The sequence below is a fragment of the Thalassovita sp. ABM4_323 genome (assembly GCF_056158665.1).
Genome location: NZ_JBSWTS010000007.1, coordinates 541307 through 557137 on the forward strand (window position 1 = coordinate 541307; position 15831 = coordinate 557137).

Consider the following 15831-nt stretch of genomic DNA (forward strand, 5'->3'; position numbering starts at 1 on the left):
TCCCCAAGGTTGATGGCTCGGGCACACCCGAGCCATCAGCCCATCGAGAAGGCGGTACATTCTGTCAGGTGATGAAGATACTTCCCGCCGTCAAGATCGGGGCCCCCTTGAACACGGCCACATCAACCGCAGCTCCCGCACCATCGCCATCCGCGTCATAGCGCAGCGTGGTGCCGGATCTCATCAATTCCAATAATTTGCCCTCGCCACAGCACAATGACACCATCGGCACTGGAGCGTTTCATGCGCTCGCATGTCATTTCCTCAACTCTTCGAGAAGCAAGGGCAAGTCATTGAACATCCTACCCGATGCGGCCTCGGCTGCGTTGCAAATGGCGGCAATGACACTTGGGACACCGACCTCGCCAGCACCAGCGGGCGGCAACCCCGGGGTTTGCACAAGATCAATATCGATCGGCGGCAGGTTTCCGTTGGAAATCATCGGGTAGTCGGCCAGAGACTCGATACCCGCAGCCCCATCGCGATAGGTCATGCCCTCGTACAAGGCCTGCGACAGCCCCCAGACCGCACCCCCCTGGACCTGCGCCAGCAGCTGTTTGCGGTGGACGACCTGCCCCACGTCGACGGCGATCCAAATATGGGCCACCTCGGTATTGTGTATCTCGGCAACGCTCGCAACTCTGGCCCCGCGAAAAATCATGGCACCAAGTCCAAGCGCACGATCTGGGTCACCCCATCCCGAAATCTCTCGCACTCGGCGCAATACGGCGCGCAGACGCGCATCCTGGACGTTTTTGATCCGCCATTCCAAGGGATCATGCCCGGCCTGACGGGCCAGCCGCTCGATCATCGTTTCTATGGCACGAACGGTGTAGCTGGCCGAAACTCCGCGCAAAAAACCCGGAGAGGGTGCCGAGGCAACCCGCGTCCAGCTGACCGACTGATCGGTGCAGGTATAGGGGTGATAGACCCCATCCGTGGCGGTGTTGTCCTCGGTTCCGAATTCCCCTTTCAACGACGAGGGCAGATGGGTCGACAGCGTTCCGTCCGAAACGATCTCGTGTCGCCATTCGGCCAGTTTTCCTTCTGCATCTATGCGCCCGGAAAGACGTTGCACCGCCGCCGGACGAACCTGTCCACGTTGCATTTCGTCCAGTTGCGTCCGGATCACTTGTACCGGCTGACCGACCGCTTTGGCAATCTCGGCGGCATCGCGCACAGCATCGTTCAGAACGCGGCGGCCATAAGATCCTCCGGATGGGGTCGAGCGCGTCTCGATCATGAAGGGCGCGGTTTTCCAGGTCTTGGCGCCATAGCGCATATCCAGATCCAGAGATTGCGTTGCACTGGTGATGCGGGCCCCAAGCCCAAGGGATTGCCCCTCGACCGTTGCGTTCAGCGGCTCGGGCAGCACATGGGTCAGGGCCGGTGCATAAAACAGCGAGGCCTGCGCAGAGTCCGAACGCTGAGGCTGGCCACGCAGCGCCACGGGATCGGCTGCGGGATCGTCCAGCGCCGCGGTAAGTGTTTGCCGCTCGGTTGTGCTGTCGAAGGCATCGGTCGACGTCCACGAGATCTTCAGGGCCTCGGCGCCCTTGATGGCCGACCAGGTGTCAGACGCGACCACAGCCACCGCGCTTTGATCCCCAAGCAGATGAAGATGCGCAACCCCAGGGACCGCACGTGCCGCTGCTTCGTCAAATGTGGCCACCACATCCCCAAGCCGCGCGCTGCGTTTAACGACAGCGACCAGCGTGCCAGATTGACGAACGTCGGTCCCGAACGCTTTGCGCCCGGTGACGATATTGATGGCATCGGGCCGCTGAGGGCTGTTGCCCAAAAGGGTGAACTCTTCGGCGGGTTTCAGATCTCCCTGCGCGGCGCCCGGCACCTTGAGATCCCCGGCCGAAATCACCTCGCTGAACGAAAGCCGGGTGTTTGACGGGATGTGCAGGACGCTGTGGTTTTCAGCCCGGCATTCGGCAACGCGCCATCCCTTAGCCCCCGCCGCCGTGGCAATCAGCGCGCGTCGCATCTCGGCCCCGGCCAGCCGCAACAAAGGCCAATACCCCAGAGTCGTTTTTGAATTGGCCGTGACCATACGTCCGGCGAAATCCGGATTGCCAAAGCGGGCCGCATCGCGAGGGGCGGGCAGAATACGGACACGGCTGAGATCCGCGCCGATCTCTTCGGCCAGAATCATCGCAAGCGCGACCGGAGCCCCCTGCCCCAGGTCCTCGCCCGGGCAGACGAATTCGATATCACCGCTGGGCGTGATGGCCGCAAACGCATTGACCAGGTGCCCCGTGGCAGGCGTATCATCCCGCAGAGCATAGGCCGTGGACCCCGCCCCAACAGCGACAGCCGAGGCCCCGGCCAACACCAGAAAACCTCGACGCGACAGTTTCAGACGTTTGCTCATTGGTTCGCCTCCGCTTTCAGTTCGGCCGCGCGGGCCACCGCAGCCAGAATGCGTGGCCCCGATCCGCACCGGCAGATATTGGCATCCATCGCCTCGCGAATGTCCTGGGCGTTTGGCTGATCTACCTCGTTCAAGAAACCCGCGGCCTGCATGATCTGCCCGGGCTGACACCATCCGCACTGGGCGACCTGCCCTTCGACCCAGGCTTGTTGCACCGGGTGAGAGCCATCCTCGGACAGCCCTTCAATCGTTGTAATCTCGGCCCCCTGCGCATCCTGAACCGTCAGTTGGCACGCCCGAGCGGGGCTGCCGTCCAGGTGAATCGTGCACGCGCCGCACAGACCTTGAAGGCAGGAATATTTCGTGCCCGTCAGCCCAAGCGCTTCGCGCAAAACAAACACAAGCGGGGTGTCTTCGTGGATCAGGTCCAAAACGTGCGTCACGCCGTTCACTTTCAGGTATTGGGTCATGTCAAAATCCGTAATTATGTTTACGCTTGCACAAAGACGTAATGGTGATTACGGTTCATGTCTAGTCACAACAGGAGAAAATTTTGAAAGAAGATCGCCGGGCAGATCGCCGACGGCAGATCGAGGCCGCCGCCTATGCCGTGCTGCTCGAGCGCGGCTATGCTGGTGCCTCGGTGCTGGAGGTCGCGAAGAAAGCCAAAGCGTCAAATGAAACGCTGTATCGCTGGTATGGGGACAAGCTGGGCTTGTTTGCGCAGATGGTAAAACGCAATGCCGCAGCGGGTTTTGAGACCCTAACGACATCCATTGACGAGACCCAAACGCTCGAACAAAAACTATCGACCTTTGGGGTCGCGCTGCTTCGGGGCATCCTGTCTGACGGGGCCATTGCGCTAAACCGCGCCGCTGCGGCGGATGGCTCGGGCGATCTGGGCAAGACAATCGCGCAGCATGGTCGGGACGCGGTGATGCCCCTGCTGGCGGACCTGATGGCGTCCGAGCCACTGGGCGCGCAATTTGACGATACCTCGGACGCAGCAGAAACCTTCATTGCTCTGCTTGTGGGGGATCTTCAGGCCCGCCGTGTCATTGGCGCCCTGCCCGAGCCGGACCTAGATTTTATCCGGGCCAGAACCGATCAGGCTGTCCAACGTTTCCTGATTTTGACGACATCCTGAGATTGCCACGATCGGCGAAGATCACGCGCTCGTGCTTTCACAACAGACAGAATGCGGCTATAGCGCGACCCAGAATAACCACGATCGGAACTTTCGCTATGTATGTCGCCACTCTTTTGACTGCTCCTACGGCCCAAACTCTGGACGCCGCGCTGCTGGATTCGCTGCGCAACGCCTGGGGTGGCGGCGACGTGCAATGGCTGGCCATGGGCGAGGCGGCCGAGTTTCCTTTGTCCACTCTGCCCGACAATCAATGGGACGTCTGGGCGGATCTGCAAGGCATGGGCGTGGATCTGGTGATCCAGCCCGCCGAAGGCCGCAAGAAAAAGATGCTGCTGGCCGATATGGACAGCACCATGATCCAGCAGGAATGCATCGACGAGCTGGCCGACGAGGCCGGTGTGGGTGAACGCGTCAAAGACATCACCGCCCGCGCAATGAATGGCGAGCTGGATTTCGAAGGCGCGCTGACCGAACGCGTGGGGCTGCTGAAGGGCCTGCCCGAGGCGATCATCGACAAGGTTCTGGCCGAGCGCATCACCTTCATGCCTGGCGGCAAGGCTCTGGTCGCAACGATGCGCGCGAATGGGGGCTACGCGGCGCTGGTCTCGGGTGGGTTCACTGCGTTTACGGCCAAGGTCGCGGGCGAATTGGGCTTTGACGAAAACCACGCCAACACACTGCTGGTCGAGGGTGGCCAGCTGTCCGGCGATGTTCAGCGCCCCATTCTGGGCCGCCAGGCCAAGGTTGATCAGCTGGAAAAGATCACCGCCAAGCTGGGCATCTCGGAATCCGACGTGATCGCTGTGGGTGACGGGGCCAATGATCTGGGGATGCTGGGCCGCGCGGGCACGGGTGTCGCGCTGCACGCCAAACCCTCGGTCGCGGCCGAGTGTGACGTGCGGATCAATCACGGAGATCTGAGCGCGCTTTTGTACGTTCAGGGCTATGCCAAGGACGAATTCGCCGCCTGAATGCTGACTTTGGTGTAGGCTGATCCCAATGACACAGGTCACTTGGGGGGATCGAATGCCTACACCCGAAGAAAATATCGCCGCGCTGGGGCTGACCTTGCCCGCGCCATCGCAACTGCCGCCGACGCTGCAACTGCCCTTTGCTTTCGTGAATGTGCGTGGGGACAGGGCGGTGTTTTCCGGCCATCCCAAAAGCGCGCCTGACGGCAGTATCGCCGGGCCTTATGGCGTTGTCGGCACCGATCTGACCACCGATCAGGGGTATGACGCCGCGCGCGATGTGGCGCTTTCCGTGCTGGCCAATATCAAGGCCGAAATCGGAGAGCTGTCCCGGATCACCGGCTGGGTGCGGGTGTTTGGCATGGTGACTTCAGCCCCCGGATATTCCGAGCAACATCTTGTTCTGAATGGATTTAGCGATCTGATTATCCAAGTATTCGGTCCCGAGGTCGGTCGACACGCGCGCTCGGTCATCGGGGTGTCTGGCTTGCCCTTGGGATTCGCAATGGAGATTGAGGGCGAGGTGCTGATCGACACGGGGCGCATTAATTAACATTTGCGTTAAATAGCGAATCTGTTAATATTTAAGTCATGAACACGCTGACTCAAACCTTTTCCGCATTGTCAGATGACACCCGGCTGGCTGTCGTTGAACAGCTGATGCAAAACGGCGAACAACCTGCCGGAGCGCTGGGGGGCATTGCTGATATCTCGGGTCCGGCCATGTCGCGCCACCTAAAGGTGTTGCGAGAGGCCGGGCTGATTAAGCAACGCGTTGATGGCACGCGGCGGCTGTATTCCGTGCGCCCCGAAGCCCTGCGCGCGATTTCAGATTGGACGATCCAGCACCAGAAATTCTGGGAATCCAGCTTGGACCGCCTGCACGACTTTCTATCCCAAGAGGACAAAACCAAAGATGGCTGACCTGCAATTGACCCGCGATTTTCCGGTCTCTCCGGACCGTCTGTTTGCCGCTGTGACCCAACAGGCTGACCTGCTGCAATGGTGGGGCCCCGAGGGGATGCATTGCCCCGAACACGCGCTGGATCTGTCGAAACTGGGGCCCTGGCACTCGGTCATGGTGAACGCCGAAGGAGAGCGATACAAAGTGTCCGGCCAGGTGACCAGCTATGACCCGCCGCGCTCGGTCGGGTTCACATGGGCCTGGCACGACCCCGAGGACAATCGCGGCGCCGAAAGCCACGTGACCTTTACCATCAGCGGTACGGAAAGCGGCTCGCGTCTGGTGCTGGATCACCGCGAATTGGGTGACGACGAGATCGCCGCCAACCACGACAAAGGCTGGAGCAGCAGCTTGCGCAAGCTGGATGCCCTGCTTGGCTGAATTTTCATCGCGAAGGAGTAAGGAAATGCCCAAATTTATGTTCATTTATCACGGCGGTGGCCGTCCCGAGACCCAAGAAGAAGGCGAGCGTGTTATGGCCGCTTGGCAAGCCTGGATGGGCAGTATCGGCGAGGATATGGTCGATGGTGGCAACCCGGCCGGTCCGTCGAAAACCGTGACCGCGGGCGGGGTCGAGGATAACGGCGGCGCAAACCCCGTGTCCGGCTACACGCTGGTGAATGCGGCGGACATGGACGCGGCGGTGAAGATCGCCCAAGGCTGCCCGATTCTGGAAGGCGGCGGTGGCACCGTCGAAGTCGCCGAAGCGATGGAGATGTGATCCAGATGCCCCCGCCCGATGATCGGACGGGGGCAATCTGTTTACGCAGCCAAGGCGGCCCGGGTGCGCCCGATGGTCAGTGCGGCCTGCGCGGCCTCGCGACCCTTCTCCACGAAATGCGCAGCGTAGATCGCGTTGTGGTGCGGCGTGTCCTGAAACTGGTGCGGTGTCAGGCTGACCGACAGCACGGGCACACCCGTGTCCAACCCGGCGCGCATCAACCCGTCCACCACGGCCTGAGCCACGAAATCATGCCGATAGATGCCGCCATCCACGACCAGCGCGGCCGCTGCAACGGCCCCATACCGCCCCGAGGCCGCCAAATCGCGCGCCAGCAGGGGCATCTCGAACGCACCGGGGACGTCGTAAACGTCCACCTGATCGGCGGGGATCATTTCGCAGAATCCCTCCAGCGCCTTATCCACAATGTCTGAATGCCAGTTCGCCTTGATAAAGGCATAGCGGGTGTGTGTCATCTGGGTCTCCTTTCCTTGTCCGACACGTCACCCAGAGCGTCAAAACGACAAGAAAAGGGCGCGGCGTGACCGCTCCTTCCCGTCGTTCTCTTCCATCCGGACTATGACCGTCGGCTCTGGAGTCGCACCAGATCTGCTGACCCCCGGCGTGACCGGGGCGCTCGCGGGCTTGAGGCGCGTGCCCCTTACCGCCGGTGGGGAATTCCGCCCCGCCCTGAGAACATGGGAAAACTAGGGCCGCGCGGGCCCCAAGGCAAGCCTTTACCGGCGCAGTTTCTGCAACAGACGCAACGACGGATATCCGTCAGGCGTCAGCCCCTGCGCGCGCTGATAGCCGCGCACCGCGTCAATGGTCAGCGGGCCGATCTTGCCGTCCACACCTTGGGTGCTGAACCCCTTGGCGGTCAGGCGTTTTTGTAGCTCCTTGCGCTCCTTGAAGGTCAGCGCCCGGTCGCCACGTGGCCATTTCGCCTGAATTTTCGGGCCACCCTTCAGACGGTCCGACAGGTGTCCGACCCCGATCACATAAGCATCCGCGGTGTTATAGCGCTCGATCACCGAGAAGTTCTTGAAGATCAGGAACGCCGCCCCTTGCGAACCAGCAGGCAACAGCAACGAGGCCTGCCCATAATCGCGCACCGCCCGGCCTTTCATATCGGTGACACCCAAACGCGCCCATTCGCTGGGCATTTTCTTGATCTTGCGATTGGCCAGCGCATAGTTGAACCGGCTGGGCAGCTTGACCTCGACCCCCCAAGGCTGGCCGTCCACCCAGCCGTGGCGATCCAGATACGCCGCGGTCGAGGCCAGCGCATCCGCTGGATTGTCGCTCCAGATATCGCGCTTACCATCCCCGGTGAAATCCACCGCAAAGGACAGATACGACGTGGGGATGAACTGCGTGTGCCCCATCGCCCCGGCCCAAGACCCGGTCATGTTGCGCGGGGCCACGTCACCGGATTGCAGGATTTTCAGGGCTGCGATTAGCTGTGCCTCGAAGAAGCGCCCGCGCCGCCCGTCATAGGCCAGCGTGGCCAGCGCCTCGATGATATCGGTCTTGCCGCGATAGGTTCCATAGGCGCTTTCCAGCCCCCAGACGGCGGCCACGACCTCTTTGTCGACGCCATATTGGGCCTCGATCTGGCGCAGCACGCGGCCATGTTCGCGCAGCGCCTTTTTCCCGTTCGACACGCGGGTATCCGAGGCCGCGCTGTCCAGATATTCCCACAGGGTTTTGGTGAATTCCGATTGGTTGCGGTCGCGTTGGATCACATCCGTGTTGTATTTCACCCCGCGAAAGGCGCGGTCCATCGTACGATCCGTGATCCCGGCCTTGCGGGCGCGTGGGCGAAAGGTTTTGATCCAACGCTGAAAGCCCAGATTGGCGGTCGAAATCCGAGGCTCTTTGGCCACGCTGTCTGGCCGCGCTTGCGGGCGCAAAGAGGTTGCCGGCACGTCCACATCCACCTGAATCGCCACGCCCGGCCGCATCACGGGTCGCAGGGATTTGCGCACAGGATTGGCCAGGGCGGATTGCCCCCCCAGCGACAGCAGAACCACGCCCGCCATGATTGCCTTGAATGTCATTGCCCGGCCTCTTTGTTTTATTGACCTTGGGCTAAATTCTAGCGCGAATAGCCGTTTCGGGAAAGCGTACAAATCCAAAGATGCGCCGCCCCGCCGATCGAGCGCGCGCGTCGGCGTGATTCAGCCACGCCGCTTGCGTTCAACCTTGCGTTTGACCTTGCTGGATTTGCGCTTGGCCTTCGCCAGTTTGCGGCGCGGGGGTTTGCCCCGTCCCCGGAATCCGGTGGGCCCGCGCGGCATGTCTTTGCCGTCCAGGCTGATCAGCTCCAGCGCGATGCCACCCGTAACGGGCAGGGCCTCGAGCAGTTTTACCGTGACGCGCTGCCCCACCCCGATAATCAACCCGGTGTCCGAGCCCATCAGCGTGTTGCTTTCACGGTCATAGTGAAAATATTCGCGTCCCAGCGACCGCACGGGGATCAGACCATCCGCCCCCGTATCGTCCATCCGCACAAAGACGCCGAACTTGGCCACACCGCTGATGCGACCGGTGAATTCGTTGCCCACCCGTTCAGACAAGAAAGCGGCCAGATAGCGATCGGTTGTGTCCCGCTCGGCCATCATCGAGCGGCGTTCCGTGTCGCTGATATGAGTCGCGGTGCTTTCCAGCCGCTCGATATCCTCGGGCGTCAGCCCGTCCTTGCCCCACCCATGCGAGGAAATCAGCCCCCGGTGCACGATCAGATCCGAATAGCGCCGGATGGGCGAGGTGAAATGCGCGTAGTTCCGCAACGCCAGCCCGAAATGCCCAAAATTCACCGGGCTGTAATAGGCCTGCGTCATCGCCCTAAGCGTAGACATGTTGATCAGCTCGTCATGGTCCGTGCCCTCGGCCGCGTTCAACAGCGCATTCAGATGACGGGTCTGCAAGACCTGCCCCTTGGCCAGCGGCAACCCGGCCGAGCTGGCCGTTTCGCGCAACGCCTCCAGCTTCTCGGGGCTGGGCTCTTCGTGGACACGGAACAGCAGCGGCGATTTCTTGGCGATCAAGGTCTCGGCCGCGGCCACATTGGCCAGGATCATGAACTCTTCGATTAGCTTATGCGCATCCAGCCGGTCGCGGAAATTGACCGACAAAACCTTGCCCTCGTCCGACAGGATCACCTTGCGTTCGGGCAGGTCCAAATCCAGCGGCTGCCGGTTCTTGCGCGCCCGCACCAGCAGGTCATAGGCCTGATAGAGCGGATCGATCACGTCCTCCATCAGCGGGCCGCATTTGTCGTTGGGCGCGCCGTCGCGGGCCTCTTGGACCTCTTGATAATTCAGCGACGCGACCGAGCGCATCAGCCCGCGCACAAACCGGTGCCCGATCTTTTCACCCTGCGCATTGATCTGCATCCGCACGGCCACACAGGCACGCGGCACCCCTTCGTGCAACGAGCACAGATCGCCCGACAGCCGATCCGGCAGCATCGGCACCACGCGATCCGGGAAATAGCTGGAGTTGCCACGTTTCTTGGCCTCGCGATCCAGCGCAGACCCCGGCGATACGTAATGCGCCACATCCGCGATGGCGACCCAAATGACATATCCGCCCTCGTTCTTGGGGTCGTCATCCTCGTGCGCCCAACAAGCGTCATCGTGATCGCGCGCATCCGCCGGATCAATCGTGACCAAGGGCATGTCCCGCATGTCCTCGCGCCCGGCCAAGCCGGCAGGTTTCTGAGCATCCGCATCCGCGATCACCGCGTCGGGGAAATCATCGGGAATCCCATGCTGATGGATCGCGATCAACGACACGGCCCTGGGCGCTGTCGGGTCCCCCAAACGGTTCACGATCCGGGCACGTGGCAGGCCCATCCGCCCCTTCGGGCCGCTTTGCTCGGCCTCGACCAGCTCGCCATCTTTGGCACCACCTGCTGCCCCCTCGGGCACCAGCCATTCCTTGCCGTCACCCTTATCGATCGGCAGGATACGTCCGCCTTCCGACCCCTTGCGAAACACCCCCAACACTTTGCGCGGGTTATGGCCAATCCGTCGGATCAGTCGCGCCGTATAGTGGAACTCCTCACCGCGCACCTCCTGCACCCGCGCCAGAACCCTGTCGCCAACCCCCAGCGCCGGATCACTGGCGCGCGGCACAACCAGCACCAGCGGCTCCACCCCGTCGCCCTGCCATTCCATCGGCTTGGCAAACAGATCCCCGTCAGGACTGATCTCTTGGATCTTCAGCACACTTACAGGCGGCAACCGATCCGGATCGCGATAGGTCTTCTTGCGCTTCTCCAGATGGCCCTCGGCCTCCAGCTCTTTCAGGATCCGCTTCAGATCAATCCGCGCAGCCCCCTTGATACCAAAGGCCTTGGCAATATCGCGTTTCGAGGTGAGGGTCGGGTTCTCCGTGATCCAATCCAGAATCTCGGATTTCGAGGGCAGCTTGCTCATCCTTCCGGCCTATCACAGCCAGGAATTGTCGTCATGACGAAAACGCCTTTCTTTGCTCGCCAAATACTCCGGGGGAGGCCGCAGGCCGGGGGCAGAGCCCCCACCGCTCACAAATCCTGCGCGCGGTCCACGTCCTGCAATTCGTCCACCAGGGCCACACTTAGCCCCGACATACTGGCAATCGAGTCCGACAGCGCGTGTTCTGTGGACCACCGAACCCCCGCGAACACCCCGGCAGACAAGGCACGCGCGCGCTTCAGCCCGACCAGCCAATACCCCCCATCCGGGGCCGGTCCGAACACAGCCTCATGCGAGCCAAGGGCCGCAAAGGCGCGCGCGACATGTGCACGAGTTACCCCGGGAATGTCGCCTCCGATAACGCAGACCGGTCCGGGGGGCATATCGCGCAGCTGCCGTGCCATTCGATCGCCCAGGTTTCCCGGCCCTTGGGGCACCTTCTGAAACCGGGCGGGCCAAGCGCGGCCAGTCACGGCGCGATCCGGGGCCACGGCCAGCACCACTTGCCAGCGAGGATCCTCGATCCGGCGCAGCAGGCGCGCCACCTGATGACGGAACCACCACGCGGCGCCAACCATGCCGATATCCTGCCCCAGCCGGGTTTTCACCCGTCCGGCGCGCGGTTCCTTCAGCATGATGACCAGCGTGCGCCTCATGGGATCAGCTCCATTTCATGATGCGGAATGCCGGCGTCGTCATATTCTGGCCCGCACACGCGAAAGCCCAGCTTTTCATAAAACCCCGTGGCGTGAATTTGTGCGCCCAGACGGATGGCGCGAATGTTGCGGTCTGCCAGCAGCCGATCCAGCGCCTCCTGCACCAGCGCCGCGCCCAACCCCGTGCCGCGCGCCTGCGTCAGCACGCAGATGCGGCCAATACGGCCGATCTGACCCTCGACCAACAGCCGTGCCGTTCCGACAGGCCGGTCCGCAACCCAAGCCAACAGATGCACCGCCTGACCATCCAGATCATCCCATTCCTCGTGTTCTGGAACGCCCTGTTCCTGGATGAACACGGTCCGGCGCAACGCGTGCACATGGGTCAGGTCCTGGGTCTGCTCGATGCGCCAGCTCATGCGAAATAGTCAGCCAGAATCCGTGCGTAGATTTGCTTGAGCTGGTGAATCTGGCCGATCTCCACGCGCTCGTCCACCTGGTGCATGGTCTTGCCGACCAGACCGAACTCCACCACAGGGCAATGATGCTGCACAAAGCGCGCGTCCGAGGTCCCGCCCGAGGTGGACAGCTCGGGCTGCATCCCGGTTTCGGCGCTCACGGCTGCTGCAACCAGATCCGACAGCGCCCCCGGAGGCGTGACAAAGCTTTCGCCCGAGACCTTGATCGGCATGTCGATCTGCACACCGAATTCGGCGGCGATGGCGTCGGCCTCGGATTGCAGCCATTCGGACAGGCTGGCACTGCTGTGCGCGTCATTGAAGCGGATATTGACCGTGGCCTTGCACTGCGCCGGGATCACATTGGTGGCCGGATTGCCAGTGTCAAAGGTCACAACGGCCAGGGTCGAGGCGTCAAAGTGATCGGTTCCAGTGTCCAACTCGTGACTGGCCAGCCGATCCACCAGCCGCGCCAGGGCCGGGATCGGGTTGTTGGCGCGATGGGGATAGGCCGCGTGGCCCTGCTGGCCCGTGACGGTGATGAATGCGGTCATGGACCCACGTCGGCCGATCTTCATCATCTCGCCCATTTCATTGGGGCATGTGGGTTCGCCCACCAGACAGACAGACATTTGTTCGCCCTCGGCGTCCATCCAATCGAGGATCGCGGTGGTGCCGTCCAGCGCGTCGCCCTCCTCGTCGCCGGTGATGGTGATGATGATCGCTCCGTCTGGCGGAGTCTGCGCGACCATGTCCACCGCGGCGGCCACAAAGGCGGCAACACCCGATTTCATGTCGGTCGCCCCGCGGCCCCAGATTTGGCCGTCTTTTTCTTCGGCGCCAAAGGGATCAACCGTCCAGGCCTCTGCGTCGCCTACGGGCACCACGTCGGTGTGGCCGTTAAACCCGAAGGTGCGCGCCGCGCCCTTGTCGCCCCAGCGGGCAAACAGATTTGACACACCGCCTCGGTCAATCCGTGTGCAGGTGAAGCCTGCGGCCTCCAGCCCTGCTTGCAACAACACCAGCGCGCCGCCTTCTTCGGGGGTGACCGACGGGCAGCGGATCAGGGCCGAGGTCAGCTCGGCCGCGTTAACAGGGGCGGTGAAGGTGTTGGACATTTGGGCGCTCCGTTCTTGATGGCCAAGGGCTACCCCGGATCGGCCCGAGGCGCAAACCCTGCGGCGTGTTGGGCGCCCGTGCAGGATTCACGTAGGTGTGAATCTATGCTATGGATCGACCCAAGCAAGAAAACACGCGGCGCAGACCGCGCATGCCAGAGCAACCGCAGGACCCATATCAATGAGCTGGATCGGCCTGAGAGATCACACCACGCGCCTGTTCAATCGGGCGGGCCTGGCACTTGGCCCAGCGCGAAAAGAACCCTTTGGCCCTGCCGATTTGCTGTCGCGGGGCGCGTTGCTGCTGGAAACCGGCACACCAGCCCACGACCGGCCTCAGACCTTGCTTAGCTATCAGCACCTGCACCCCTGGGCGCGTGGTCTGAACCTGCAAGCCTTGCCGGATGGCTCGGTTGTGCTGGTGGTGACGCAGGGGGATACAGTCTCGCATACGCCTTTGCATCACGGCCGGACCGGCGAGGGGCATCGAGCTGCGCATTGCTTATCTTTGGGACGGGCCAGCGCGGCGGGGGTGGCTGTCGGTGCGGGCTCTGGGGGACAGCTTGTACCACCTGCAACCCGTCGAGGCGCCGATTCCGCTGAGCCTGGGGGATTTGCAATCCATGTTTACCCAGCCGCCCAATTCAGAAATCGACCGGGATGTGAGCTATGTCGCGCTGTCGGATCAGCCGGTGCCGGTGGGCCCCATGCCCAGTATTGCGCCCGAAACGCCGATCCTGACCGCGCAGGGCTATCGCCCGATTTCCACGCTGAAACGCGGAGATCTGATCCGCACGTCGGATGGTCAGCAAGTCCCTGTTCTGGCGAATATTGCCTGTCGCGTGCCCGCCCGAGGGGGATTTCGCCCGGTGCGACTGCGGGCTCCGTATTTCGGATTGCAAAGAGATATCACTGTGGCCCCCGATCAGCGCCTGTGCGTGGCCGGGGCCGATGTCGAGTTCATGTTCGGCGCCCCCGCAGCCTTGGTTCCCGCACAGCATTTGGTGAATGGTGTTTCAGCCTATTATGCCGAGTCCCCGGCTCAGGTCACATGGCATCAGCTGCTTTTGCCCCGAAACGAGCCGATTCTGGCTGCTGGTGCCCCCCTGCATTCGCTGTATCTGGGGCGGATGCGTCGCAAGGCCGATCAAATTGCAACCAGCCTGTTCGCCAGTTACGAAAGGTCTCGACTGCCCGAACACGCAAGGCCTGTATTCCCGGTCCTAAAACCGTTCGAGGCCGTGACTTTCGTGCAGCAGCGCGGCGCCTAGGTCCCGTAATCATTGCGAAAACCCGCGCTTTGGCTTATCCGTCCGTTAACTTGGGGATGAAGTTAAATGATGCGCATTGTACTGGCGGTGGTGACTTTGCTTGCCTTGTGGCCTGCAAAATCCATGTCTCAGGAACTGGTTGTCGGCACCGTTACCCGCCCGCCATTTTCCATGTCCTTGGCGGGCACGGATCTGGGATTCTCGATCGATCTGTGGGACGCGCTGGCCAACTCGACCGGCCGTCAGTACCGGATCGAGCGCTTCGACAGCTTCAGTGGCATGCTGGACGCGGTGAAGAACTCCGAGGTTGATCTGGCCATTGCCAACATTTCGATCACCGCCGCGCGCGAAGAGGTCATGGATTTCAGTCAGCCGATTTTTTCGGCCGGTTTGCAGATCATGACCCATGTCGATCGCGATGGGGCCAGCCTGTGGCGCGCCCTGGTGAACAAGGAGCTGGTGCTGTCGGTGATCCTGGCCTTTGCCGCGCTTTTGGGGGTGGGGATGCTGATGTGGTGGCTGGAACGGCGCCATCAGGACTATTTCGACCAACCGGCCAAGCAGGCCATGTTCCCGGCCTTTTGGTGGGCGCTGAACCTGGTGGTCAATGGCGGCTTTGAAGAGCGCGTGCCCCGCACCCCCCTGGGCCGCCTAATGGGGGTTGGCCTGGTCATTACCTCGTTGTTTTTCGTGTCGGTTTTCGTGGCCTACGTCACCTCGGTGATGACGGTGGATGCGATCACGTCGAACGTAAATTCGGTAAACGACCTGTATGGCCGCCGCGTGGGCACCGTGGCCGGATCGACCGCGGCCAACTTCATGGACAACCGCGATCTGGATTACAGCGAATATGCCGGGCTGGATCAGGTGCTGGCCAGCTTCGAAAACAAGGAACTGGATGCCGTCGTCTTTGATGCGCCCATTCTGGCCTATTACGTCAAGACCCGCGCCCAAGGGCAGGCCCAGATGAACGGCCCGGTATTCCTGCGCGAAAACTATGGCATCGCGGCACCGACGGACAGCCCGCTGATCGAAGAGATCAACCGCACGCTGCTGACCCTGCGCGAGAACGGCAAGTATAACGAGATCTACGAAAGCTGGTTCGGGCTGGAGCCGCAGTAACCCTAGTGGATCGCGTCCGAGGCGCTCTCGTCCCCGAAAAACGGGGTCATCTGCGCCACGATGACCGAGTTTTCCTCGAGCGCGCGCGCCATCAGACCGCGTTCGTCATCGCTGATGTCGTGGCCCTGCTCCAGACGTTCGTCTAAAGTGCCATAGCCGGTGACATCCAGCGGGGCCAAATCGGCTTGTTTCAGGATCGCAACGGTTTCGCGCACGGCCTCGGCCTCATCGATCCCGCTGGCATAGCACATCAGCGCTGCACCGGTGGCCCCTTTGGGCAGGCCATCCCCATCCTTGCGGCCGACCTGCACCAATAGGGTATAGACCTTCTGGCGGGACGGTTTCTTGGGCTTTTTAGCTTTGCTGTCGGTCATCTTGGCCCCTTGCGGCGTTTTCCCTGACATGCCGAAAAACCCAAGAAAGGTCCAGCCCGGCCGTCAGAAACATGCAAAAGAGCGCCACAGTCGCAGGCCTCCTCCCAGATGCTGGACCATTCATCAGCAAGGACGTGATCCGCAGCATTGTGGCAACAGGAATGTCTGGTTTGAGCC

At 62.0% G+C, this 15831-nt stretch carries 18 protein-coding genes and 1 riboswitch; of the genes, 8 read left to right on the plus strand and 10 right to left on the minus strand.

Features of this window, described 5'->3' with window-relative positions; all coding sequences use genetic code 11:
• Nucleotides 1-64 precede the first annotated feature (64 nt).
• The 3 genes from ACXADQ_RS05015 to ACXADQ_RS05025 form a co-directional block, all read right to left on the minus strand.
• Nucleotides 65-193, minus strand: coding sequence for a hypothetical protein (locus tag ACXADQ_RS05015; RefSeq protein ID WP_475316149.1), 129 nt, complete (start codon nt 191-193; stop codon nt 65-67).
• 63 nt (nt 194-256) lie between these two features.
• Complete coding sequence (locus tag ACXADQ_RS05020) at nt 257-2383, minus strand: molybdopterin cofactor-binding domain-containing protein (RefSeq protein WP_475316151.1); 2127 nt, start codon at nt 2381-2383, stop codon at nt 257-259.
• The gene (locus ACXADQ_RS05025; protein ID WP_475316154.1) at nt 2380-2853 is read right to left on the minus strand and encodes a (2Fe-2S)-binding protein; all 474 of its coding nucleotides are present in this window, start codon (nt 2851-2853) and stop codon (nt 2380-2382) included. Before ACXADQ_RS05025 ends, ACXADQ_RS05020 begins: the two co-directional genes overlap by 4 nt.
• An 83-nt stretch (nt 2854-2936) precedes the next feature.
• On the opposite strand from ACXADQ_RS05025, the gene ACXADQ_RS05030 reads away from it, so the two are divergent.
• From ACXADQ_RS05030 to ACXADQ_RS05055, 6 genes are all read left to right on the plus strand, one after another.
• Nucleotides 2937-3530 carry a TetR/AcrR family transcriptional regulator gene (locus ACXADQ_RS05030; RefSeq protein WP_475316157.1) on the plus strand — a complete coding sequence of 198 codons (594 nt, stop codon included), beginning with the start codon at nt 2937-2939 and terminating at the stop codon, nt 3528-3530.
• Nucleotides 3531-3628: 98 nt separating this feature from the next.
• Nucleotides 3629-4504, plus strand: coding sequence for a phosphoserine phosphatase SerB (serB, locus tag ACXADQ_RS05035; protein ID WP_475316160.1), 876 nt, complete (start codon nt 3629-3631; stop codon nt 4502-4504).
• Nucleotides 4505-4559: 55 nt separating this feature from the next.
• A complete protein-coding gene (locus ACXADQ_RS05040) occupies nt 4560-5057 on the plus strand; it encodes a RidA family protein (RefSeq protein WP_475316163.1) in 498 nt (165 codons plus the stop codon).
• Nucleotides 5058-5095: 38 nt separating this feature from the next.
• Nucleotides 5096-5428, plus strand: coding sequence for an ArsR/SmtB family transcription factor (locus tag ACXADQ_RS05045; protein WP_475316165.1), 333 nt, complete (start codon nt 5096-5098; stop codon nt 5426-5428).
• Nucleotides 5421-5849: an SRPBCC family protein gene (locus ACXADQ_RS05050; protein WP_475316167.1), complete on the plus strand. Its 429-nt coding sequence runs from the start codon at nt 5421-5423 to the stop codon at nt 5847-5849. Before ACXADQ_RS05045 ends, ACXADQ_RS05050 begins: the two co-directional genes overlap by 8 nt.
• A 25-nt stretch (nt 5850-5874) precedes the next feature.
• Nucleotides 5875-6189: a YciI family protein gene (locus tag ACXADQ_RS05055; RefSeq protein ID WP_475316170.1), complete on the plus strand. Its 315-nt coding sequence runs from the start codon at nt 5875-5877 to the stop codon at nt 6187-6189.
• Nucleotides 6190-6230: 41 nt separating this feature from the next.
• Here ACXADQ_RS05055 and ACXADQ_RS05060 read toward each other — a convergent pair whose 3' ends face one another.
• The 6 genes from ACXADQ_RS05060 to dapE all read right to left on the minus strand — a co-directional run bounded on the left by ACXADQ_RS05060 (nt 6231) and on the right by dapE (nt 12887).
• Entirely contained in the window at nt 6231-6665 is a 435-nt protein-coding gene (locus ACXADQ_RS05060; protein ID WP_475316174.1) for a 6,7-dimethyl-8-ribityllumazine synthase, read from the minus strand.
• 80 nt (nt 6666-6745) lie between these two features.
• A riboswitch (FMN riboswitch) is annotated at nt 6746-6891 on the minus strand.
• 35 nt (nt 6892-6926) lie between these two features.
• On the minus strand, nt 6927-8252 hold the full coding sequence (locus tag ACXADQ_RS05065) for a lytic murein transglycosylase (RefSeq protein WP_475316178.1): 1326 nt from the start codon (nt 8250-8252) through the stop codon (nt 6927-6929).
• A 120-nt stretch (nt 8253-8372) separates the two neighbouring features.
• A complete protein-coding gene (rnr, locus tag ACXADQ_RS05070; RefSeq protein WP_475316179.1) occupies nt 8373-10637 on the minus strand; it encodes a ribonuclease R in 2265 nt (754 codons plus the stop codon).
• Nucleotides 10638-10744: 107 nt separating this feature from the next.
• Nucleotides 10745-11311 (minus strand): TIGR04282 family arsenosugar biosynthesis glycosyltransferase, encoded by a 567-nt coding sequence (locus tag ACXADQ_RS05075; RefSeq protein ID WP_475316182.1) that lies wholly within the window; start codon nt 11309-11311, stop codon nt 10745-10747.
• Nucleotides 11308-11730, minus strand: coding sequence for a GNAT family N-acetyltransferase (locus ACXADQ_RS05080; protein WP_475316186.1), 423 nt, complete (start codon nt 11728-11730; stop codon nt 11308-11310). The genes ACXADQ_RS05075 and ACXADQ_RS05080 overlap by 4 nt, the downstream gene beginning before the upstream one ends.
• A complete protein-coding gene (gene dapE, locus ACXADQ_RS05085) occupies nt 11727-12887 on the minus strand; it encodes a succinyl-diaminopimelate desuccinylase (protein WP_475316189.1) in 1161 nt (386 codons plus the stop codon). The genes ACXADQ_RS05080 and dapE overlap by 4 nt, the downstream gene beginning before the upstream one ends.
• Nucleotides 12888-13429: 542 nt before the next feature.
• Here dapE and ACXADQ_RS05090 point away from each other — a divergent pair.
• Both ACXADQ_RS05090 and ACXADQ_RS05095 read left to right on the plus strand, forming a co-directional pair.
• A complete protein-coding gene (locus tag ACXADQ_RS05090) occupies nt 13430-14158 on the plus strand; it encodes a Hint domain-containing protein (protein ID WP_475316190.1) in 729 nt (242 codons plus the stop codon).
• A 66-nt stretch (nt 14159-14224) separates the two neighbouring features.
• Nucleotides 14225-15280, plus strand: a complete 1056-nt coding sequence (locus ACXADQ_RS05095) for a transporter substrate-binding domain-containing protein (protein WP_475316192.1) — start codon at nt 14225-14227, stop codon at nt 15278-15280.
• Between the two features lie 2 nt (nt 15281-15282).
• On the opposite strand, the gene ACXADQ_RS05100 is transcribed toward ACXADQ_RS05095, so the two are convergent.
• Entirely contained in the window at nt 15283-15654 is a 372-nt protein-coding gene (locus ACXADQ_RS05100; RefSeq protein ID WP_475316193.1) for a hypothetical protein, read from the minus strand.
• Between the last annotated feature and the right edge of the window lie 177 nt (nt 15655-15831).